Origin of the sequence: Bradyrhizobium sp. LB14.3 (assembly GCF_040547985.1) — a bacterium.
In the GTDB taxonomy this organism is placed as follows: domain Bacteria; phylum Pseudomonadota; class Alphaproteobacteria; order Rhizobiales; family Xanthobacteraceae; genus Bradyrhizobium.
This window is the reverse complement of sequence record NZ_JBEPQT010000024.1, coordinates 1-20,858: the sequence shown is the minus strand read 5'-3', so window position 1 is coordinate 20,858 and position 20,858 is coordinate 1. Positions and strand designations below refer to the sequence as shown.

General features: G+C 62.3%; 18 protein-coding genes, 1 tRNA gene and 2 pseudogenes. 11 read left to right on the top strand and 10 right to left on the bottom strand.

Annotated elements, in window-relative coordinates; translation table 11 throughout:
- Positions 1 to 41: 41 nt before the first annotated feature.
- The gene (locus ABIB00_RS30540) at positions 42 to 425 is read left to right on the top strand and encodes a PLDc N-terminal domain-containing protein (RefSeq protein WP_247441105.1); all 384 of its coding nucleotides are present in this window, start codon (positions 42 to 44) and stop codon (positions 423 to 425) included.
- A gap of 487 nt (positions 426 to 912) precedes the next feature.
- On the opposite strand, the pseudogene ABIB00_RS30535 reads toward ABIB00_RS30540, so the two are convergent.
- A pseudogene (locus ABIB00_RS30535) lies at positions 913 to 1,131 on the bottom strand (SOS response-associated peptidase); the annotation flags it as partial.
- Positions 1,132 to 1,877: 746 nt separating this feature from the next.
- Between ABIB00_RS30535 and ABIB00_RS30530 the strand changes: the two are divergent.
- Both ABIB00_RS30530 and ABIB00_RS30525 read left to right on the top strand, forming a co-directional pair.
- Positions 1,878 to 2,936, top strand: coding sequence for a thymidylate synthase (locus ABIB00_RS30530; protein ID WP_354106913.1), 1,059 nt, complete (start codon positions 1,878 to 1,880; stop codon positions 2,934 to 2,936).
- Positions 2,917 to 3,852 carry an alpha-glutamyl/putrescinyl thymine pyrophosphorylase clade 3 protein gene (locus tag ABIB00_RS30525; protein WP_354106912.1) on the top strand — a complete coding sequence of 312 codons (936 nt, stop codon included), beginning with the start codon at positions 2,917 to 2,919 and terminating at the stop codon, positions 3,850 to 3,852. Before ABIB00_RS30530 ends, ABIB00_RS30525 begins: the two co-directional genes overlap by 20 nt.
- Here the strand turns inward: ABIB00_RS30525 and ABIB00_RS30520 are convergent.
- The 5 genes from ABIB00_RS30520 to ABIB00_RS30500 form a co-directional block, all read right to left on the bottom strand.
- Positions 3,849 to 4,958, bottom strand: coding sequence for an ImmA/IrrE family metallo-endopeptidase (locus ABIB00_RS30520; protein ID WP_354106911.1), 1,110 nt, complete (start codon positions 4,956 to 4,958; stop codon positions 3,849 to 3,851). The two genes, ABIB00_RS30525 and ABIB00_RS30520, sit on opposite strands and share 4 nt — an antisense overlap.
- Positions 4,955 to 5,278, bottom strand: coding sequence for a hypothetical protein (locus ABIB00_RS30515; protein WP_354106910.1), 324 nt, complete (start codon positions 5,276 to 5,278; stop codon positions 4,955 to 4,957). Before ABIB00_RS30515 ends, ABIB00_RS30520 begins: the two co-directional genes overlap by 4 nt.
- A 295-nt stretch (positions 5,279 to 5,573) precedes the next feature.
- On the bottom strand, positions 5,574 to 6,311 hold the full coding sequence (locus ABIB00_RS30510; protein ID WP_354106909.1) for a hypothetical protein: 738 nt from the start codon (positions 6,309 to 6,311) through the stop codon (positions 5,574 to 5,576).
- A gap of 150 nt (positions 6,312 to 6,461) precedes the next feature.
- A tRNA-Ile gene (locus tag ABIB00_RS30505) sits at positions 6,462 to 6,537 on the bottom strand.
- Positions 6,538 to 6,887: 350 nt separating this feature from the next.
- Entirely contained in the window at positions 6,888 to 7,865 is a 978-nt protein-coding gene (locus ABIB00_RS30500; RefSeq protein WP_354106908.1) for a Bug family tripartite tricarboxylate transporter substrate binding protein, read from the bottom strand.
- Between the two features lie 107 nt (positions 7,866 to 7,972).
- Between ABIB00_RS30500 and ABIB00_RS30495 the strand changes: the two genes are divergently transcribed.
- On the top strand, positions 7,973 to 8,950 hold the full coding sequence (locus ABIB00_RS30495) for a TAXI family TRAP transporter solute-binding subunit (protein WP_354106907.1): 978 nt from the start codon (positions 7,973 to 7,975) through the stop codon (positions 8,948 to 8,950).
- 108 nt (positions 8,951 to 9,058) lie between these two features.
- Here the strand turns inward: ABIB00_RS30495 and ABIB00_RS30490 are convergent, their stop codons facing one another.
- Positions 9,059 to 10,288, bottom strand: coding sequence for an ABC transporter substrate-binding protein (locus ABIB00_RS30490; protein WP_354106906.1), 1,230 nt, complete (start codon positions 10,286 to 10,288; stop codon positions 9,059 to 9,061).
- Between the two features lie 101 nt (positions 10,289 to 10,389).
- Positions 10,390 to 10,932: pseudogene (locus ABIB00_RS30485) on the bottom strand (substrate-binding domain-containing protein); the annotation flags it as partial.
- Between the two features lie 95 nt (positions 10,933 to 11,027).
- Between ABIB00_RS30485 and ABIB00_RS30480 the strand changes: the two are divergent.
- Genes ABIB00_RS30480 through ABIB00_RS30470 form a run of 3 tightly spaced genes read left to right on the top strand, consistent with a single transcriptional unit; the run spans position 11,028 to position 14,985 of the window.
- Complete coding sequence (locus ABIB00_RS30480; RefSeq protein ID WP_354106905.1) at positions 11,028 to 11,861, top strand: ABC transporter substrate-binding protein; 834 nt, start codon at positions 11,028 to 11,030, stop codon at positions 11,859 to 11,861.
- 54 nt (positions 11,862 to 11,915) lie between these two features.
- Positions 11,916 to 13,022 (top strand): molybdopterin-binding protein, encoded by a 1,107-nt coding sequence (locus ABIB00_RS30475; RefSeq protein WP_354106904.1) that lies wholly within the window; start codon positions 11,916 to 11,918, stop codon positions 13,020 to 13,022.
- 13 nt (positions 13,023 to 13,035) lie between these two features.
- Entirely contained in the window at positions 13,036 to 14,985 is a 1,950-nt protein-coding gene (locus tag ABIB00_RS30470; protein ID WP_354106903.1) for a molybdopterin biosynthesis protein, read from the top strand.
- A gap of 7 nt (positions 14,986 to 14,992) precedes the next feature.
- Here ABIB00_RS30470 and mobA read toward each other — a convergent pair whose 3' ends face one another.
- Positions 14,993 to 15,628 carry a molybdenum cofactor guanylyltransferase MobA gene (gene mobA / locus ABIB00_RS30465; RefSeq protein WP_247347357.1) on the bottom strand — a complete coding sequence of 212 codons (636 nt, stop codon included), beginning with the start codon at positions 15,626 to 15,628 and terminating at the stop codon, positions 14,993 to 14,995.
- Complete coding sequence (gene fdhD, locus ABIB00_RS30460) at positions 15,615 to 16,505, bottom strand: formate dehydrogenase accessory sulfurtransferase FdhD (RefSeq protein WP_354047446.1); 891 nt, start codon at positions 16,503 to 16,505, stop codon at positions 15,615 to 15,617. The genes mobA and fdhD overlap by 14 nt, the downstream gene beginning before the upstream one ends.
- 116 nt (positions 16,506 to 16,621) lie before the next feature.
- Between fdhD and mobB the strand changes: the two genes are divergently transcribed.
- The 4 genes from mobB to ABIB00_RS30440 all read left to right on the top strand — a co-directional run bounded on the left by mobB (position 16,622) and on the right by ABIB00_RS30440 (position 20,726).
- Complete coding sequence (gene mobB, locus ABIB00_RS30455; protein WP_247347475.1) at positions 16,622 to 17,149, top strand: molybdopterin-guanine dinucleotide biosynthesis protein B; 528 nt, start codon at positions 16,622 to 16,624, stop codon at positions 17,147 to 17,149.
- Positions 17,150 to 17,158: 9 nt separating this feature from the next.
- A complete protein-coding gene (locus ABIB00_RS30450) occupies positions 17,159 to 18,415 on the top strand; it encodes a molybdopterin molybdotransferase MoeA (protein ID WP_354106902.1) in 1,257 nt (418 codons plus the stop codon).
- Between the two features lie 77 nt (positions 18,416 to 18,492).
- The gene (locus ABIB00_RS30445; protein WP_354106901.1) at positions 18,493 to 18,756 is read left to right on the top strand and encodes a sulfurtransferase TusA family protein; all 264 of its coding nucleotides are present in this window, start codon (positions 18,493 to 18,495) and stop codon (positions 18,754 to 18,756) included.
- 317 nt (positions 18,757 to 19,073) lie between these two features.
- Complete coding sequence (locus ABIB00_RS30440) at positions 19,074 to 20,726, top strand: OFA family MFS transporter (protein WP_247347353.1); 1,653 nt, start codon at positions 19,074 to 19,076, stop codon at positions 20,724 to 20,726.
- Positions 20,727 to 20,858 lie beyond the last annotated feature (132 nt).

The following is a 20,858-nucleotide window of genomic DNA, read 5'->3' as shown; positions in this document are numbered from 1 at the left end:
TGCGGCAAAGATCGAGAACGGCAACTCAATAGGGGATCGCAATGTTCTTCGCTCAGGAAGGATTCACATATCGAAATTTTCTGATGGATATGATTGCCGTATTCGCATTTGTCGTCTGGTTCTGGCTGCTCATCGTCATCTATGGCGACCTGTTCAGGCGCCACGACATTTCCGGATGGGGCAAGGCACTGTGGGTGCTCGCGCTGGTTCTAACCTCCTATCTGGGCATCTTTGCCTACCTCATCACCCAAGGCAGGGGGATGGCGGAACGCAGCGCCGAGCAGGCTCAGCGGGCGCGCGAGGAATTACGGCACGTCGTCGGCTTTAGTGTCGCCGACGAGCTTTCCAAGCTCGATCAGCTCAAACAATCGGGATCCATAACCGATATCGAGTACGGGCGCCTTCGCACCAAGCTGGTCTCTTAACCGTCGGTGCGCGACGCATGCGAAGCGGTGAGGGAAGCACGGAGGCCTATGATGCTCGCAAAGCCTTTTGGCACCGTTGGAGCTTTTATAGCTGGCTTTGCGATTGCGTGGACTGAAAGCGCGCATGCGGAAATATTCATAACAACCGCCACCATATCGCAGGGCGAGTTGGTCATCGTCGGAAGAGTAAGACGACCCCGCGAGCCCAGCGTGGAGATCAGGATCGGTCCAAGCAAAACCGTGAAAGTCGAGAGCACTTCGACCGGAGGGTTTCGGTGGATTGGACCGGAGTTTCCGTCCACTTGTATCGTAAAGATCACGTCCGGACCGGATACGAGAGACGTGGTGATACAGAACTGCGGCCTCCCCGGACCGGCGGGTCCCCCAGGGCCGGCCGGACCTGCAGGCCCGATCGGACCGCCCGGGCCCAAAGGGAATTAGAAGGCAGATTTTCGTCTTCCAGGTTTGCAGGTTGCCCACCGGATCGCTCTCGCATCGCGAACCAGATGTCCCCGCCCTCGGCCGTGTTGAATTCGCGCAAGCTGTTGAACGGCACCACGCAGCGGTGCTCCGGACCCAGCCAGCGCGTTCAGTTGCTTGCTGTTCACGTTGCAGATGTTGGTCGTGCCGCCGTCGGGCTCCATCCGGAGCAATTCCTTGAAGTCGATCGTTTTGCTTTGGCTTGCAGCTTTTCAGCGCGTTTGGATGCCTTTGGCCTGGGCCTTTCGGTCGCCGCCTGAGAGCGGGATCTGGATGATGCGAGGGGACACGGCGCATAATCGCGCCGAAGCGGTCTTGAGAAAAGTCGCTAGGGTTTGCAGAGGCCGAGGCCGGAGACACCATCTGTCCGTCAAGAGCGACGTTCGGATAGGCGGTGTCGGGCTTGGGCAAAAACTAGGTACGGCCCCGGATCTGCCAACGAAGGAAAAAACGCAAGTAGGGGTCGGAGAGGTTCACTTCGCGCTTATCTTCGTCCCAGTCGATCACCGACTGTTCGCCAGACTTCATAGAAATGTTCACTAGTAGATGCTTCAGGGCGGAAGTGATCTCGTGTTTTTGGGGGATCATATACGCAAGTGCAGGCCAACCGGCGGGCCGTCTAGCTAAATATTTGAAAGCTCTGGTGGGCCCGGCAGGACTCGAACCTGCAACCAGACCGTTATGAGCGGTCCAGTACGCAGGTTAAAAAAATGTACCAAAATCAATTACTTGCAGATTTGCATTCTATCGCAAACATGCACATCGTCGCGTTTCATTTGCTTTCGTGCATTTTCATCGCGAACTGTCAGGGCTCTTCGTACCCACGAGAGGCGGCACTTTTTCGCGGGCCCTGATGTCGCAAGCGTTGCAGTGAATCCTGGGGGTATCTACTAGGTTGAGCTGAAAGAAGGTGCAGTCTTCGCATCGCCCCCGCATCCTCGTGTGAGGGCAGTTAAGTAGGATTCACAGACCGTGTTTCACGCGAAGGCAGATAGTATTGACGACCTGATGCGAGCGGTCTTCAGGCGCCTGCTATCCCGAAATACTGGCAATTTCAAAGTATCGTCGCGCAAGGGCAAGAGCACGGAGGTGTTCGGCGCGCTGCTCGAACTGACCAATCCGCGAGCGCGCCTTGGTAGATCGATGGGCCGCGCCCGGGTGTTCAGCCCTCTTGGAGAGTTGATGTGGTATCTTGCTGCAAGTAACTCCCTTGACTTCATTCAGTATTACATTCGCGATTATCACGAGTTCTCTGATGACGGTTGCACACTAAACGGCGCCTATGGACCGCGTATCTTCAGCGTCGAACGCGGTAGCGGCGAGGGCCCCGCGAATGATCAATGGGAACGTATGATCGAGACCTTGAGAAAACGGAATGGAACTAGGAATGCGCTGATACAGATTTTCACGAACGACGATGCGGCCCGCAGCACCAACGACGTTCCTTGCACATGTACGCTTCAATTCGTCATACGAGACAACAACGTTTCACTGCACACACACATGCGTTCGAACGATGCGTTCCTCGGTCTTCCGCATGACATTTTCTCCTTTACCATGCTTCAAGAGATCGCGGCCCGTGAGCTTGGGGTGGGGCTTGGGAGTTACCTTCATTCTGTAGCCAGCCTGCATCTTTATGATGATAACGAGAGGCTTGATTCAAGATTTCGGGCTCAGCAATATCTAGATGAGGGACTACACGAGATCGTTTCGATGCCTGCTATGCCGATGGGAAACCCGTGGTCAGCGATCCGGCAAGTCTTGAGGGCAGAAAGCAATATTCGTAACACGCGTCACGATCATAAGATCGAAGCTGATCTAGATCCGTATTGGGCAGATCTCATTAGGCTCATCAAAGCCTTTGCGATGGACAAGACCGGTCAGCCGCCGAACAAATTGGAGGAGCTGCTAGCCGATATCGTCTGTCCCACGTATCAGCTATATATTTTAGATCGAATCGCAAAGAAGTCTGGCTCCAGGAGGCAAGACGGCGATTTGTTTGGGGAAGTCGATGCCGGCCGGGATGCATAAGAGTGATACCGACGACATCGCTGCGTCGCTTGCGAGGTATGAACAGGAAAATGGTCAGCTTCCCGGCTTGAAGAGCCCCGTTTGGCGAGACACGCTTATTAGGCAGATTGTTTCGAGCCTACGACGGATTGCCTATGTTCACGCGATCAGAGATCGCGGTGTGTCGACTAGTAGATTGGATCCGCATCAAGCCGCATTTGATCCTCTCAAGGGAGCTTCGCTCCTGATGAGGCGAGGAGAAGCAGACGAGGCCGTCTGGCTGACGTTCGTTGCCACGCACTTTGGAAAGCACAAGGACGATGGCTGGAAGCTTGCGGCCAACGTTTTCGGCTCGTTTGGGGCGGAGCCAATCTGGACCGCGAAAGCCTACGGTCAAGCGCCCGGTGTTTTTCTTGCAACGCTCACGAGTCAGCGAGACGCATTGTCGGACATGAAACGTTCTGGACGGTATTCGAACCATCGGCAATATCAAAGCAAAGCGCCAGAGATTATCGATCGAACGTTTCGCTCGTTCTACGATTGGCAATTCGCCAGAGGTGGCTTTCCGCAGCTCATTAGAGCTGTTCACGAGGCGCATGGGCAAAACCCGAGTGAGGCCTTTGGCGTTCTCTATAAGTCGCTTGATGCTGTGTCTGGTTTTGGGCGCCTCGGTAAATTTGATTTCCTCACGATGCTGAGCAAGCTTCATATAGCTCCGATTGAGGCTGGTAGTACGTACCTTGTCGGCGCTACAGGTCCGCTAGCTGGAGCGAAGTTGCTCTTTCACAACGATAGAGCCCACTCGGTATCTTCGAAAGCTCTCCAGGCAAAAGTGGACGCCCTCGACAATTATCTAAATGTCGGAAAGCAGGTGATCGAAGACAGTTTGTGCAACTGGCAAAAGCGACCTGACAGATACGCATATTTTCGCGGCTAGTCGCGTATTGTTGGAATATACGAGTCCTCTTCCCAATGGTATCGGCGCTTGAGGAACGACATCTTGCCGTGTGGGAGAACACCAGCATTCTCTAGTTGCCCAACGACAATGCCCGGCGTCACATGAGATTCTCTCGCTGCAGCAATAATGGCCGCGCGGCTAGGTCGGGCGGTCATCAAGCGCTCTCGAATCTGAAGCGGCAGCAGTGCATTTTGCGCAAACTCATTTGCCTCCGTCTCTTTATCTGATTGATCGGCTGCTATGATGCTAGCGCCTTCACCGTCTATGTGGCTTTGTCCGTGTAGTACGACATGGCCTGCTTCGTGGAAGAACGTGAACCAAAGGTGATCCTCCGATAGGTGTCGAAAGCTAAGGTGGATAACCGGGTTTCCGTTTCGATTAAACCAAGACGCGCCGCTCGCGCGGCAGCCGTCAGGTGCCCGTGAGCTGGTGACCGCTACGCCGACCGCGCTACAGGCAGATTGGATGCGCGCGAAATAGCTCTTGGGGTGCTTGAACGCGGATAGCTTCCGCAGCGCAGGTAGAATTGTCTTGAAGCCTTGTGGGTCATATTTACCGAGCCTCAACAGGTCGGCTTGTTTTTCGCCAGCACGCAACCACACCAGAGTTGCCATGCCGTCTGCCGGGAAGACTAACGATGTTCTGAAGGCGACCTCGCCAACGCCGGTTGAGTATCGAGTGCCCCAATCTTGAATACTTGCGCAATCAAAAAACGCCAGCAAGTGTGAGCGCAGCGATTGTCCGCGAGCAGTCTGCGGCAACCAGCCGTATCGCTTCATGCTCTTGGTCGGCATCGTCGCTACCCAGGACTCTTCATCAGCAGGCCCGGTAGCGCCCAGCCGTGCAAGTTCTCGGATGTAGCTCTTGTCGCGCGCAAGCCAAAATCTAGAGGAGGAACCGAGTGTTTCTGCTAGCGCTTCAGCGATCACCAAAGTGATCCGTGATTGTCCCGAGATCAAAGCTTGGAACTGATCGGTTCGAAGACCTATTCTATCTGCTAACTCTTCCGGGGCCACTTCACGAGCCGCGAGCAGTCTTCGAATAGTCTCGCCTGGCGGCGACGCCCAGTTGGGATCCGTCATCATGCTGAGATCAACCCCTGCCTGCAAATATCAAGAAGCTTAATTCGGTGGGATTGCCGCCAACCGTCGCTGGTCATCGAATTAGCGCCGATCGGCTGAACGACGAGCCATGTGCCTGGTCCCAGATGAAACCTCAGCTTAATGGTTTCGCCCTCCATCATGATTTCCGGCAAGTCAGCTAGCTCGCCTAGGTACATCGCCTCTCGCATGTCTGCAATAACACTTCGAAGGCTTCGCGCTAGATCGGGGCCAAGCGCTTCAGTAGCTATTCCGTGCTCCATGGCGACCTCGCGGATGCGGCTCGAAAGGTAGCTCAGTTCCACGGTAGACTTACCTGGCGGCTATTGAGTTCTGTTGCAATGGCAGCGTCCGCGGCAAACGGGAAGCTATCCTTTGCCCGCCGTCGCCCAGGCGAATCATTCAAAATCTTGAGCTAGAAGTAGTATTAGCACCGTAGGATCCTATCAATACCGATCGTTTGTCCACATCGGAGCTTATATCGCTAGACCGGGTATTACGGTGACAGCGCATTTAACTCGTCTGTAGCCTATTAAGGCGGAAGGGCGCCATTGAGTGCACGGTCATCCTAGTCCCGCGATATCGATTAAGCTCGACCTGTCACGCCCCTGGCGCTCCTTGCGCCACATCGATCACGTGGCGATCCGATCCTACGGTGATCACCACAGTATAGCTCTTTTGCGCGCCGTTCTGATCAGTGGGCGGCGCGAGGTGCAGTTGGCCTCCGTACCATTCGCCGGGCAGGAGCGTATTGTCCTTGATCACCGCTTGCTCGAGCACGGCCATGTTGCGCTGACCAGCTTCGATCGTCCCCGAAATCATCGCGTCGTTTTGTGCGGCCGCGTTGCCTTGCGCGATCGCCGCGGCTGTCGGGCTGTAGAATGTGCCGGTGCGACCGCCTGGGGTCGTATAGGTGCCATATCCAGCTCGCGATGCGCCGTAGGCGTTGGCGCCGGCGGCGACCCCGGTCAGAAGCGCAGCCGCGACCTGCCGGTTCTTCTCCTCTTGAACAAGCATCTCGTACGTCACGATCTTCATTTCGAAGTCGGATCCCGCGGCGTGCTGGACGGCTTCAACTTGCCCGACTCGAAATTCGACCGGTTGGCGGCCGAGATTGTTGATGCCGACCACGAAGACGGGCCGGCCGTTCGCTTGGAGCTGCCGTGACGCTGGCCGAACGAGGACCAGGGAGCTCTTTTGCCGCGAGACGAGAGCAGGCTGGCCATCCCTCATGAGAGCTTGTTGCTGTGGATTAGAAGCCTTGAACGAGACCGTTTCGCCCGCCGTCATGCAACCGGTCAGCGCGGCGCAAGCCGCCACCAAGACTAAAATGCGCACGCTGAATTCCCCCGCCGAAAGAGTCGATGCAAGCGCAACCGCTGCGCGAGGGCAAGGGTAGTTTACGCGCGCAGACCCGCGGTCCTCGGTCAAAAAGTCTAAGAGGGCACACCGGCTTGCCGAGCCGAAGCTCGCGAAGCGAGCGAAGGCTGGTGGGCCCGGCAGGACTCGAACCTGCAACCAGACCGTTATGAGCGGCCGGCTCTAACCATTGAGCTACAGGCCCCGCCGCGAGACGGCCGCGAGAAAGCGTGGCCGGCAACGGTGCGCGGTTCGTTTACAGGGATGGAGCCGGGGGTGCAATGCTGGCTCTGGCGGATGGAAGCGTCGGCGCAGCATCGCTGGTAAATTTTTGAATACCCGAAACTTGCGACGATGCCCTTATGCTCCTGTTTTGCCCGACAAGTCAAATTGCCATGCCTAGGGCTCGATTTTTTCGCTGCCGTAACCCCTTGTGATCACTTGATCTTTCTACTGTGCATGGGGTTGTTTTCGCGGGTTTTGCTTTGAGGGGGGCCCGCGGCTCCCCCTGACGTCTTTGCCGGCGGGCTACAGCCCCTTGTCCGCGGGACGGCGCTAATCCACCGAAACCCCGGCGAACTCCACCACCTTGCGCCACTTCTCGGTCTCGTCGGTGACCAACTTGCCGAACTCGGCCGGCGTCATCGGCTTGGGGATGCCGCCGGTCTCGGCGAGACGGGCGATCAGCTTCGGGTCCTTCAGCGCTTCGCCGACGGCCTTGTTGAGGATATCGATCACGTCCGGCGGCGTGCCCTTCGGCGCGGAGATGCCGTAGAAGCCGACCGCTTCGAAGCCCGGCACGGTTTCGGCGATCGCGGGCACATCGGGCACGCTCGGCCAGCGCTGCGGCGAGGTCACGCCGAGTGCGCGGACATTGCCGCCCTTGGCCTGCTCCAGCGCCGACGGAAGGTTGTCGAAGATCAGCTGCACCTTGTTGGAGATGATGTCGGGGAAGGCGATCGCCGAGCCGCGATAGGGCACGTGCACCATGTCGCATTTGGTCATCACCTTGAACAACTCGGCCGACATGTGCACCGAGGTGCCGTTGCCGGAGGAGGCGAAGGAGATTTTTCCGGGATTGGCCTTGCAGTAGTCGATGAACTCCTGAACCGTCTTCGCGGGGAACGCGTTGGAGACGACCAGCATGTTGGTGAGCTGCATGATGCTCGCGACCGGCACGGTGTCGCGCAGGAAGTCGAACGGCAGCTTCTTGTACAGCGAGGTCGAGATCGCGTTGTTGGGCGCGACGAACAGCAGCGTATAGCCGTCCGCCGGCGAGCTGATCGCGGCCGCGGCGGCGATGTTGCCGCCCGAGCCGGTGCGGTTCTCGACGATGAACTGCTGGCCGAGACGGTCCGACAGCCATTGCGCCATGATCCGCGCGACGATATCGACCGGGCCGCCGGCGGAGAAGCCGATGATCCAGTGCACGGGACGATCGGGATATCCGGCTGCGGAGGCGGGAGGTGCGGCGCTAAAAAGCGTTGAAATGAAAACCAGCCCGAAAATACTGCTACGCAAAATTCGCAACATGAAGTCTCCCATTGTTCTATTGTCGTTGGGCTGCATGCTTTCACAAAATCGGGGCGCTGCCTACATCGTCGCAAGTCGATGTTGACGCGGGCCCGCCGGGACCGACCATGAGATTCGCAATCACCATTGTTCTCGGCGCGGCGCTGCTTTCAAGCCCCGCCGCTGCTCAAACCGGAGGCAAGCCCATTTCGACCACGACAATCAGCTCTACGATTAGCCTGGGCACCGCGACGCCCGGCGGCGGCTTTCCCCTCTATGGCAACGCTTTCGCGCAAGCGATGAATGCGGCCGATCCGCAAGCCATTATCGTCCCGCGCAACACCAAGGGCAGCAACGAGAACATTCCGCTCTTGGAGAAAGGCGAGCTCGATCTCGCTTTGGTCGCGGGCGAGCCGGCCTATGAAGCCTTTGCCGGCATCGGCCGCGGGCCGGTCCGGCTGAAGATTCTCACTGCGATCTATTCCAACCCCGGCTTGTTCGTGGTGCGCGCGGACAGTCCGTACAAGACGATTCGCGATCTTGTCGGTCAGCCCGTCGCATTCGGCGCAAAAGGCTCGGGCCTGCCGATCCTGGCGCGCTACGTGCTGGATGGGCTCGGCCTGAAGCAGGACGAGGATTTCAAGGCTGTTTATCTCGACCGCGCCGGCGACGGTCCCGCGATGGTCGAGGATGGACGTGTCGCCGCACTCTGGGGCGCCGGCATCGGCTGGCCCGGCTTTGCGGCCGTGGCCTCGAGCGCGTCAGGCGCGCGCTTCATCGCGCCCAGTGCCGAAGAGATCGCGCGCATCCGCGCCAAACATGCGTTCCTGAAGCCGCTGACCGTGCCGGCGGGCAGCTATCCAAAACAATCCGAGCCGATCGCCTCGCTCGGATCCTGGAGTTTTGTCCTGACGCGCGAAGACCTGCCGGACGATGTCGCCTACCGGCTGGCGAAGACGCTGCACGGCGTCGAGGCAAATTTCTGCAAGCAGCTCGCGCAAGCCTGCGAGACCACGGCCGCGAACACGGTCGCGGCCGCGCCGAAGCCGGAGCTGATCCATCCGGGCGTGATGAAGTATTTTCGCGAGATCGGAGTGGTGAAGTGACGGGCGCAACAAGCGACCGTCATTCCGGGGCGATGCAGAGCATCGAACCCGGAATCTCGAGATCCCGGGTCTGGTCCTTCGGACCATCCCGGGATGACCGCTACGCGGTCACTTCTTCACCATCGCACACGCCGGGTCCGGCGGACCGAACGCCTTGTCGCCGGAGATCGTCGCGAGGATCTTGTAATAGTCCCACGGATATTTGCTCTCCTCCGGCGTCTTCACCTGCACCAGCCAGAGGTCGTGCACCATCAGATTGTCCTCGCGCAGTTTGCCGTTGCGGGCGAAGAAATCCTCGATCGGCTTTTCCCGCATCTTCGCCGCGACCTTGAGCGGATCGTCGGTGCCGGTTTCCTTGATGGCGTTGAGATAGTGCATCACGCTCGAATAGACGCCGGCCTGCCACATCGACGGCATCTTGTTCATCTTGGCGAAGTAGCGCTTCGACCATTCGCGGGTCTTGTCGTCCATGTCCCAATAGAACGACGTCGTCAGCAACAGCCCTTGGGCAGCCTGCAAGCCGAGGCCATGGATGTCGGTGATCAGCGCCAGCAGCGCCGCCATCTGCTGGCCGCCCTTGAACACGCCGAACTCCGATCCGGTCTTGATCTCGTTCATGTTGTTGGGCGGACCGGCGGCGATGCCGATGATCTTGGCCTTGGAGGCCTGCGCCTGCAGCACGAACGAGGAGAGGTCGGGCGTTGCCAGCGGCGGCTTCACCGAGCCCAGCACCTTGCCGCCGTTGGCGGTCACGACCGCCGAGGCGTCGCGCTCCAGCGAATGGCCGAAGGCGTAGTCGTCGGTGATGAAGAACCAGCTGTCACCGCCGCGCTTGACCACGGCGTCCGCGGTGCCGACCGCGAGCGCGCGGGTGTCGAACACCCACTGGATCGCGTAGGGCGAGCAGAACTTGCCGTGGAAATCGGCGGTGCCGGTGGAGTGGGTGATGAACAGCCGCTTCTTCTCGTTGGCCATGTTCTGCACCGCGAGCCCGACCGCGGAGACCGGCACGTCGACGATCAGATCGACCTGGTCAACGTCGTACCAACGCCGCGCGATGGCGCCGCCGATGTCGGCCTTGAGCTGGTGGTCGCCGACGACGATGCTGATCGGCTTGCCGAGCACGGTGCCGCCGAAATCGTCGATCGCCATCTGCGCCGCCGTCACCGAACCCTGGCCGGTCGGTGCCGAGGCCGGGCCGTTCATGTCGGTGAGCACGCCGATCTTGACGATGTCGTCGGAAACCTGCGCCATTGCGGCGCCCGGCAGCAGCGTTGCCGCCAGGAACGTCGCTGCAAAGCCGGCAGCGACCGGCAGTCCAAATCTCGTTGGCTTCACGCGTGTCCTCCCCTGATCCGGCGCGTTGGCCGGTGTTGCTTCCCGGGTATGGCCCGGCTGAATTGGTTTCTTTTGCAACTATTTGGGGGCGGGCGTCAATGTCAGGCCGCGAAGCGGATTTGTCCGGCCGGCGAGGGATCGTAGCCGGTCAGCTCCTCGGCGGGCTGCCGCAACCTTTTTCGCTGAGGAACCGGATCAAGGCCTGCATGGTGGGGCGGAAATAGCTGCGCTGCCGCATCGCGAGGTCAAAATTCTCCCAGACCAGCGGCACGAAATCGAGGTCGGCCGAGCGCGCCGCCGCACGCGTCGCGATCCGGCGCAAATCGCGCGTCGAGGCGCCGGCGCGCGTCAGCAGCACGTCGAGCAGCATCTGCGCGCCTGTGCCCTGTTGCCGCATCGCCATTCTGGCACCGAGCGCGAGCACGTCGGAGAGGCCGCGCAGCCGTTTCGGATTGCCCGGCGGCAACACGAGACCCTGCTCGCGGCGCACGAACGCGACCAGCAATGCATCATGCAGGTCCGGAGCGTCACGCAGCACCGTCGCACTCGCTGCAGCGGCAAGATTTGCCGTCGGCATCGAGGCTGTGGAAGTGCACCGCCACGGCCGTCACCTCGTCGCGCTGCAGGCGCTCCAGCCAGCGTGCGCGCAGCGATTGGGCGCCGGAACGAGCAAACGCGTCACGAGTGCGGCGCAATCCATCATCATCATGCTCGCGTCATAGCCAATTGGAACCCGATCATGGCCGTCCGCCGCCTGTCCGTTGCACTCGCGCTTCTCTGCGGCCTCGCCGCGGGCGTTGCGGCCTCATCCGCGGAGGACCGCGCGATCGTGCTGGCCACGACCACGGCGACGCAGGAGTCCGGCCTGCTCGATTATCTGCTGCCGATCTTCCGCGAAAAGACCGGCATCGACGTGACGGTGATCGCGCGGCGCGCCGACGAGGTGCTCGACGGGGCGCGGAGGGGCGAAGTCGACGTCGTGCTGATGCACGCACGGCCGCAGGAGGAGAAATTCGTTGCGGACGGTTTTGCCGTGAAGCGCTTTGACGTGATGTACAACGACTATGTGCTGATCGGGCCGAAGAGCGATCCCGCCGGCGTGAAAGGCAAGGACATCGCAACCGCGCTGAAAGCGATCGAGGCCAAGGGTGCGCCGTTCGTGACGCGCGGCGATCGCTCGGGCACGCATGCCGCAGAGCTCGCGCTCTGGATCGTCGCCGGTATCGACATCGCGAGCGTCAAGGGCGCTTGGTATCGCGAGGTCAAGCAGGGCATGACCTCCGCCCTCGACGCAGCGCGCACGGCGAACGCCTATGTACTGTCCGACCGCGGCAGCTGGATCGCATTTCGGGAGCGCGGCGATCTCGACGTCCTCGTCGAAGGCGACAAGCGGCTGCTCAACCAATACGGCGCGATGCTGGTGAACCCCGCGAAGTTTCCGAACGTGAATAAGGAGCTCGGGCAAGACTTCATCGACTGGCTGACCTCGCCGGAGGGGCAGGCGGCGATCGCCGGATACAAGGTCGACGGACAACAGCTGTTCTTCCCCAATGCGGACAAGTCAGGCGGCTGACGTTCGTATCGCCAACGGTTGCCAAACCTGGCGATGCATGGTCCATCATGGCGCATGACCCAGCGCCTGCCGCCATCGCTGACGCCGCTCGACACCGCGCTCGCTGCGTTGCTGAAGGGGCTTGATCCGCTCGCGCCGGTGCAGTTGCCACTGACTGAAGCGGCCGGCTGTATCGCGGCGGGCACGCCGCTGCTTGCGGCCCATCCGCCTCGCGACGTCGCTGCCGCGGACGGCTGGGCATTATGCGCCAATGATCTGGTCGGCGCGTCCTCCTATTCACCGCTGCCTCTCGCAACGGCGCCGCCCTGGGTCGATGCGGGGGACGCGATGCCGGCGGGATGCGACTGTGTGCTCGATGCCGACGCAGTCGAACTGTGCGGTCCGCTCGCCCAGGTGCTGGCGGAGGGCGTGCCGGGGCAGGGCATCAGGCGCGCCGGAGGTGACATCGACGGAGGCACGCCTGCCGCGGCAGAGGGGTATCCGGTCGGTCCTGCCGCTCTGCTGCTCGCGCGCGCCGCCGGACTGGACCGACTGAGCGTGCGCCGCCCGCGGCTGCGCATTGTCAATGTACCAGGCGCAACGGGGACCATGCATCTGATTGCGGACATCGCACGCGCCGCAGGGCTGGATGTGCAAACTCACGAGGCCAGTGCGCGAGATGCGGCATCGATCGCGGAGGCGTTCGACGCTCCCACCTACGATCTCCTGCTGACGGTCGGCGGCAGCGGCGTCGGTCGCAAGGATGCAGCTGTCACGGCGCTGGCCCGGCGTGGTGATGTGATCGCGCATGGTCTTGCGCTCCAGCCCGGACGCACCGCGGCGGCCGGGCGGCTCGGACAGGTTCCCGTCATCGCCTTGCCCGGCTCGGCCGATCAGGCGCTTGCGGTCTGGCTCGCGCTCGTGCTGCCGCTCGTAGACCGGCTGTCGGCGCGGCTGCCGCGCCGACGGATAACCTTGCCGCTCGCGCGAAAAATCGCATCCAGCGTCGGCATCGCCGAAATTGGCCTGCTGGTCGAGGAACATCATGCGTGGGTGCCGCTTGCGGTAGGCGAATGGCCGCTCCAGGCAATTGCCCGTGCCGATGCATGGCTGCTTGTTCCCGCCAGCCACGAGGGATTTGCAGCGGGCGCGCCGGTCGATGCCTATCTGATGCGGGAATGATATGGGCTTTGGCATGACAATGATCCCGCAATCGCAAGTCCGCAGCACCCTCGAACAGGAGCAGTTTCTCAAAATCCTGTCCCGCGAGGAGGCGCTGGCACGCTTTGAGGCCGCGCTGTTCCCGCGCGCGATCCCAAGCGAAAGCCGCAAGCTTGCCGATGCGCTCGGTGCGGCACTCGCCGAAGACATCACCGCGCCGATCGACGTGCCGCCGTTCGACCGTTCCAATGTCGACGGCTTTGCGGTGCGCTCGGCGGACCTTGCAGCGGCCGGCGAAGGCGCACCGGTTCGCATCGGGTTGAATGGCGAGATCATCCACTGCGGTACCGCACCGGCGCTGCAAGTGGTGGCGGGAACCGCAACGCCGATTGCCACCGGCGGTCCGCTGCCGCGCGGTGCCGATGCCGTCGTCATGGTCGAGCACACCCAGCCGGCCGGCCTTGATGCGATCGACGTCCGTCGTGCGGTGTCCCCCGGGCAATTCGTATCCTATGCAGGATCCGACATCGCGCGCGGCGAGGCGCTGCTGCGCGCCGGCACGATCATCGGCTCGCGCGAGATCGGCATGCTGGCGGCCTGCGGCATTGCAGACGTGACCGTCGCGCGCAAACCGCGGGTTGCCGTGATCTCCACCGGCGATGAGCTGGTCCAGCCCGGCGAGGTGCTCGCGCCCGCCGCGATCTACGATACCAACGGCGCGATCGTCACCGCTGCGATCGACGAGAACGGCGGCGATGCGGTTTTCCTCGGCGCGATTCCGGACGACGAAGCCAGGCTCGAAGCCGCCATGCGCAGCGCGCTTGCGGATGCCGACATGCTGGTGCTCTCCGGCGGCACGTCGAAAGGCGCGGGCGATCTCTCTCATCGCATCATCGGCCGGCTCGGCCAGCCCGGCATCGTCGCGCATGGTATTGCGCTCAAGCCCGGCAAGCCGTTGTGCCTTGCGGTCTGCGACGGCAAGCCGGTGGTGATCCTGCCGGGTTTTCCGACCTCGGCGATGTTCACCTTCCACGACATGATCGTGCCGGTGCTGCGCAAGATGGCCGGGCTGCCACCACGCTCCGATGCCAAGGTGAACGCGACTGTGCCGGTGCGCATTGCTTCCGAGCTCGGCCGCACCGAATTCGTCATGGTCTCGCTGGTCGAAGGCAAGGACGGCTTGATTGCTTATCCCTCCGGCAAGGGCTCCGGTGCGATCACATCGTTCGCGCAGGCCGACGGTTTTTTGCGCATCGACGCGCTCGCCGAGCAGATGCCGGCCGGGACCGAGGCCGAGGTGACGCTGTTTACGCCGCATGTGCGGGTGCCCGATCTCGTCATCGTCGGCAGCCATTGCACCGGCCTCGATCTCGTCACCGCGCAACTCGCGCACGCCGGCCTGACCGTGCGCTCGATCGCGGTCGGCAGTCTCGGCGGGCTTGCAGCGGCGCGGCGCGGCGAATGCGATCTGGCGCCGATCCATCTGTTCGACGACAAGAGCGAGACCTACAATACGCCTTACCTCGTCGAAGGACTCGAGCTCGTGCCGGGATGGCGCCGGATGCAGGGCATCGTGTTTCGCCAGGGCGACAAGCGTTTCGAAGGCCTGGACGCGAAGCAGGCCGTCGCCGCCGCGCTCTCGGATCCCGTCTGCATCATGGTCAATCGCAACCAGGGCGCCGGCACGCGCATCCTGATCGACCGGCTGCTCGGTGGTGCGCGCCCGGAAGGGTATTGGAACCAGCCGCGCTCGCACAGCGCGGTGGCCGCGGCCGTCGCACAGCACCGCGCCGACTGGGGCATGACCATTGCGCCGGTCGCCCATGCGGTCGGCCTCGGTTTCATTCCGCTCGCGGAAGAGCATTATGATTTCGCGCTGGTGACAGTGCGCAAGCAGCGGCCGGCGGTGCAGGCCTTTCTCGCCGCACTCGGTTCGGACGAGGCGCGCGCCGCGCTGGAGCGGGCCGGCTTCCGGCCAGCGTAGAGCTGGATTAAGACGCCGCATCCAGCGCGGCCAGCCGCTCGGCTTCCGCGATATCCTCGATCGTATTGGCGTTGAAGAACGGATCGAGCGGCTCGGTCGGCCACGTCACCGTCGCGAGCGGGTAGCGCCCGGTCCAGCGGTCGATCTTGCGTAGGTCTTCGACCACCAGCGCGTGACGCAGTTCGTCGCGCAAGCCAACGCGCCACAATCCGATCACCGGATGCGACTGGTCGCCTGACGCCGCAACGGCGAGCTCGGCATTCGCCGCGAGGCGCTCTTCATGCAAGCGCGCGACCAGATCGCGCGGCAGGAAGGGACAGTCGCCGGCGGCGCTGAGCACCCACTCCACCTCAGGCCGGTTCGCTGCGGTCCAGTCGAGCGCGGCAAGGATGCCGGCGAGCGGGCCGGGAAAGCCGGGGACATCGTCGGCGACGACATGCAATCCGAATGAATCAAAGCGGGCGGGATCGCCGTTGGCATTCAGGATCAGTCCGCTGCATTGGGGCGCAAGGCGTGCGATCGCCCGCTCCAGGATGGTGCGCCCGCCGATGGTCCGCATCGGCTTGTCGCCGCCGCCCATGCGCCGCGCCAGGCCGCCGGCGAGCAGCACGCCTTGCGTCGTCGGAAAGCTAGTCTCCACCACCTTCACCCTTGCGCTTGTGCTTGGCCGATTCCTCCTCGATGTAAGCGAGGTTCTGGTCGTAGACGATGCGCTCTTCGCCCGCGAGTGCGATGAAGCGTTTTCCGCGCGCGCGTCCGACCAGCGTCAGCCCGACCTGGCGTGCGAGATCGACGCCCCAGGCCGTGAAGCCGGAGCGCGACACCAGGATCGGAATTCCCATGCGCACCGTCTTGATCACCATCTCCGAGGTGAGCCGTCCCGTGGTGTAGAGGATCTTGTCGGATGCATCGACACCGTGGCGGTACATCCAGCCCGCGATCTTGTCGACGGCGTTGTGACGGCCGACGTCCTCGGTGTAGCAGAGCGGTTCGCCCTCCCTGCACAGCACGCAGCCATGGATCGCACCGGCTTCCAGATAAAGCGAGGGCATCGTGTTGATGGTCTGGGTCATCTGGTAGAGCCAGGAGGTGCGCAACTCGGCCTTCGGCAGCGCAACGCTCTCGACCGCTTCGAGAAGGTCGCCGAAGGCGGTGCCCTGCGCGCAGCCCGAAGTCTGCGTGCGCTTCTTCAGCTTGGCTTCGAAATTGGTGTGGTGTTCGGTGCGCACCACGACCACCTGGAGGTCGTCGTCGTATTCGACCTCGGTGACCTCGTCATTATATTTCAGCATGTTCTGGTTGAGCAAATAGCCCAGCGCCAGATATTCCGGGTAGTCGCCGATCGTCATCATGGTGACGATTTCCTGCGAATTCAGGTAGAGCGTCAGCGGCCGCTCCATCGGCACCTTGATCTCGATCCTGGCGCCGGACTGGTCGGTCCCGGTCACGGTCTGGGTCAGGCGCGGGTCGTCCGGGTTCGGCGCGATCACGGGCACCGGGGCTTTGTCGATCTTCATCATGGCCGCGAGGTTAGCATGACATTGGGGTCAAGCCGATATAAGCAAGGCGGTGGAAAGCGAAAATGTCTCTTCTCGTCATTGCGAGCGCAGATACGGCTGACGGAGATCACGTTGTTATGAAAGTCATCGGCCTTGCAGGCTGGAGCGGTGCGGGAAAGACCACGCTGTTGACGCGGCTGATCCCGCATTTCAACGCGCAGGGCTTGCGCGTCTCGGTCATCAAGCACGCACATCACCAGTTCGATGTCGACGTGCCCGGCAAGGACTCCTGGCGCCATCGCGAGGCCGGCGCGGCCGAGGTGCTGGTGGCTTCGTCAAATCGCTGGGTCCTGATGCATGAGTTGCGCGGCGCGGCGGAGCCGCGACTGCCGGAACTGTTGAGCAAGCTGTCCGCGGTCGATCTCGTCGTGGTCGAAGGCTTCAAGCGCGAGCCGCATCGCAAGATCGAGGTGCATCGCGCCGCGAACGACAAGCCGTTGCTGTTTCCCGATGATCCCGGAATTTTCGGGATCGCGGCCGATGTCGCCATTGAAACGCGACTGCCCACCGTCCATCTCGATGATATCGAGGCTGCTGCGGCGCTGCTGCTCCGCGCGGCGATGCCGGTCGAGGAAGCGGTCGCGAAAAGCGCTGCGATGCGTTGACGAGGCACCATGGCGCAATTGTCCGACGATTGTTTTGCCTTCGGTGGACCGATGATGTCAGTCGGCGAGGCCGTTGGCCTGATCACGACGCGCGTCAGCGCGATTGCCGATCTCGAAACCGTGGCGCTGGTCGATGCGGACGGGCGTGTGCTGGCGCGCGACATTGCGGCGCCTCTGCCGCTGCCGCCGTTCACCAACTCGGCCGTCGATGGCTACGCCGTGCGCAACGCAGATGTTCCGGACAGCGCGGAACGGGCGCTCCCGCTCGACGGCCGCATCCAGGCCGGCGGCCTTGCACAGGCGCAGATCAAGGCCGGCCACACCGCGCGCATCTTTACGGGCGCGCCGATGCCGCCGGATGCCGAAACCGTCTTCATGCAGGAAGATGTCCGCATCGATGATTCCGGCCGGATTGTGCTGCCGCCGGGACTGAAGCCGGGTGCCAATGTCCGGCCTGCGGGCGAGGACATTCCCGAAGGGCACATCGCGCTGCGCGCAGGCCAGCGGTTGCTGCCGCAGCATGTCGCGCTCGCCGCGGCGTTCGGCCTTGTCAGGCTCGACGTCGTCAGGCGCATCCGCGTCGCGGTGTTTTCGACCGGCGACGAACTGGCTTCGCCCGGCGAGCCGCGCGCGACCTCGCAGCTCTTCGACTCCAACCGCTACATGCTGATGGCGATGCTGCGCCGGCTCGGCTGCGAGGTCAGCGATCTCGGCATATTGCGCGACGAGCGCAACGCGCTCGCAAATGGCTTGAAGCAGGTGGCAAGCAGCCACGACCTGATCCTCACCACCGGCGGCGTCTCGACCGGGGAGGAGGATCACGTCAAGGCGGCGGTCGAAAGCATCGGCTCGCTGGTGTTGTGGCGGATGGCGATCAAGCCGGGACGGCCGGTGGCGATGGGCATCATCGAGGGCACGCCGCTGATCGGATTGCCGGGCAATCCCGTCGCGAGTTTCGTGACTTTCGTGCATGTGGTGCGGCCGACGGTGCTGGCGCTCGCGGGCAGCCTGGCCGAGCCGCTGTTGCCGATCCCGGTGCGCGCGGCATTCACCTACAAGAAAAAGATCGGGCGGCGCGAATATGTTCGGGCGTCCTTGCGGCGCGGACAGGACGGCGCACTCGAGGCTATCAAGTTCCCGCGCGAAGGCGCCGGCCTGTTGTCGTCGCTGGTCGAGACCGACGGTCTCATTGAACTGGGCGAAGACATCACCCAGGTCGAGCCGGGGCAGGGTGTAGGTTTCCTATCCTATGCCGATCTGCTCTGAGGCTTGGCGTTCTCTTGGCGTTGTCTTGGCATTGTCTTGGCGTTGACGCCATCAAGTCAGCCCTCCATGTTGCGCCCATGACCAGAACGACGCTCGATCTCACCGGGTTGAAATGCCCGCTGCCCGCCCTGAAGACGCGCAAGGCGTTGAAACCCTTGCAGCCGGGCGATCAGCTCGAGGTGTACTGCACGGATCCCTTGTCGGTGATTGACATCCCGAACCTGATCCGCGAGACCGGCGGCACGGTGGAGATCACCGAGCGCAACGACGCACGCATCGTGTTTTTGATAGAGAAGACCGATAGGCCGATAGAAAAAATCAATGGTGCGCCGCCCACTTAGCCAGCGGTCACTCGGTTGATACCTACCTTTTGTCTATCGACATCGCTCATCACTTCTGCCCCAATCGACTTCCTCCGCCGAGACGCGGAGGTCGAGTCTTGCCCGCGATACGCGGAGCAGCGGGACATCGCATGAAGCCTGAACGCGGCGTCGGGCATAGATCTCGGGGTTGAGGGGTTAACGTTTGGATGTGCGTGACAATCCTGGCGCGCATCGTGTGATTGTGCGGAGCAGCAGGGACAGGCTGCACCGCAATGGGCTGAGGAACAGGATCTAGCGGCGGGCCGCTCAGAAGGGCGTCCGCAGGGGAGGAACGCATGACGACAATCGAGAGCGCTGGAACGATTTCAGGCGCCGGCGCGGGTTTTCTTGATCGCGAGCGCACGATCGCCAAAGCCGGGTTCAATCGCTGGCTGGTGCCGCCGGCCGCGCTGTGCATTCATCTCTGCATCGGCATGGCCTACGGCTTCTCGGTGTTCTGGCTGCCGCTGTCGCGCGCGATCGGCATCACGGCGCCGAAAGCCTGTCCGGATATGTCGCTGTGGCAGGAGCTCTTCACCACCAGTTGCGACTGGAAGGTCGCGAGCCTCGGCTGGATGTTCACCCTGTTCTTCGTCGTGCTCGGCGTTGCCGCTGCCGTCTGGGGCGGCTGGCTCGAACGGGCTGGTCCGCGCAAGGCCGGTTTCGTCGCGGCGATCTGCTGGTGCGGCGGCCTGTTCCTCGGTGCGATCGGAATCTACACCCACCAGCTCTGGCTGATGTGGCTGGGGTCCGGCGTGATCGGCGGCATCGGCCTTGGCCTCGGCTACATCTCGCCTGTGTCCACGCTGATCAAATGGTTTCCCGATCGCCGCGGCATGGCGACCGGCATGGCGATCATGGGTTTCGGCGGCGGCGCCATGATCGGCGCACCGTTTGCCAACATCCTGATCAACTACTTCAAGACACCGACCGATGTCGGCGTGTGGAAGTCCTTCCTCGTGATGGGCATCGTCTATTTCGTCTTCATGACAATCGGCGCTTTCGCCTACCGCGTGACGCCGGCCGGCTGGAAGCCTGACGGCTGGACGCCGCCGAGCGAGAAGAAGACAATGATCTCCGAGCATCACGTCCATCTCGACAACGCGCACAAGACGCCGCAGTTCTGGCTGATCTGGTGGGTGCTGTGCCTGAACGTGTCGGCCGGCATCGGCGTGATCGGCATGGCCTCTCCGATGCTGCAGGAGATCTTCGCCGGCAAGCTGATCGGCCATCCGGAGCTCGCCTTTGGTCAGCTCTCGGTCGAGCAGAAGACTGTCATCGCCGGCATCGCGGCGGGCTTCGCGGGCCTGCTGTCGCTGTTCAACATCGGCGGCCGCTTCGTCTGGGCGTCGTTGTCTGACTATATCGGCCGCAAGAATACGTATTACACGTTCTTTATCCTCGGCATCGTGCTCTACGCACTAGCGCCGACGTTTGCGGCGATGGGCTCGAAGATGCTCTTCGTGCTCGGCTTCGGCATCATCCTGTCGATGTATGGCGGCGGCTTCTCCACGGTGCCGGCCTATCTGGCCGATATGTTCGGCACTCAGTTCGTCGGCGCGATCCACGGCCGGCTGCTGACGGCGTGGTCCACCGCGGGCATCATCGGCCCCGTTGTCGTGAACTACATCCGCGAGTTCCAGCTCGCAGCGGGCGTGCCGCGTGACCAGCTCTACAACACGACCATGTACATTCTCTGTGCGATGCTGATCGCCGGCATCATCTGCAACTACCTGATCAAGCCGGTCGACTCGAAATGGTACATGAGCGAAGCCGAAGTCGCGAAGCTGCAGGCGGCGGGCGCCGGCGCCAATACGGTTCAGACGGGCTCGTTCGGGATCGGCACCGGCGGCCTCGATATCAAGGCTGCGCTGTTCTGGCTGTTCGTCGGCGTCCCGCTGGCGTGGGGCGTGTACAAGACGCTCGAGAGCGCGGTTAAGATCCTGTAATCGCAAACCCACATCGTCGGGGGGGGGGGGGGGGGGGGCGGGGGGCGGGGGGGGGGGGGGGGGTACATTAATTAGCGTTGTGTGGGGGGTTTTTGTTTTGGGATGAAGCTGGAGTGTGCCGCACGCGGCGGG

Bases quoted from the DNA above. Each gene is read 5' to 3' on its own strand.
- ABIB00_RS30525 (WP_354106912.1), top strand. From the start codon at position 2,917: ATGCCGGCCGGGATGCATAAGAGTGATACCGACGACATCGCTGCGTCG.
- mobB (WP_247347475.1), top strand. From the start codon at position 16,622: ATGAAAGTCATCGGCCTTGCAGGCTGGAGCGGTGCGGGAAAGACCACG.
- fdhD (WP_354047446.1), bottom strand. From the start codon at position 16,505: ATGATGAAGATCGACAAAGCCCCGGTGCCCGTGATCGCGCCGAACCCG.
- ABIB00_RS30520 (WP_354106911.1), bottom strand. From the start codon at position 4,958: ATGATGACGGATCCCAACTGGGCGTCGCCGCCAGGCGAGACTATTCGA.
- ABIB00_RS30495 (WP_354106907.1), top strand. From the start codon at position 7,973: ATGAGATTCGCAATCACCATTGTTCTCGGCGCGGCGCTGCTTTCAAGC.
- ABIB00_RS30500 (WP_354106908.1), bottom strand. From the start codon at position 7,865: ATGTTGCGAATTTTGCGTAGCAGTATTTTCGGGCTGGTTTTCATTTCA.
- ABIB00_RS30470 (WP_354106903.1), top strand. From the start codon at position 13,036: ATGACAATGATCCCGCAATCGCAAGTCCGCAGCACCCTCGAACAGGAG.
- ABIB00_RS30540 (WP_247441105.1), top strand. From the start codon at position 42: ATGTTCTTCGCTCAGGAAGGATTCACATATCGAAATTTTCTGATGGAT.
- ABIB00_RS30445 (WP_354106901.1), top strand. From the start codon at position 18,493: ATGACCAGAACGACGCTCGATCTCACCGGGTTGAAATGCCCGCTGCCC.
- ABIB00_RS30440 (WP_247347353.1), top strand. From the start codon at position 19,074: ATGACGACAATCGAGAGCGCTGGAACGATTTCAGGCGCCGGCGCGGGT.
- ABIB00_RS30480 (WP_354106905.1), top strand. From the start codon at position 11,028: ATGGCCGTCCGCCGCCTGTCCGTTGCACTCGCGCTTCTCTGCGGCCTC.
- ABIB00_RS30450 (WP_354106902.1), top strand. From the start codon at position 17,159: ATGGCGCAATTGTCCGACGATTGTTTTGCCTTCGGTGGACCGATGATG.
- ABIB00_RS30475 (WP_354106904.1), top strand. From the start codon at position 11,916: ATGACCCAGCGCCTGCCGCCATCGCTGACGCCGCTCGACACCGCGCTC.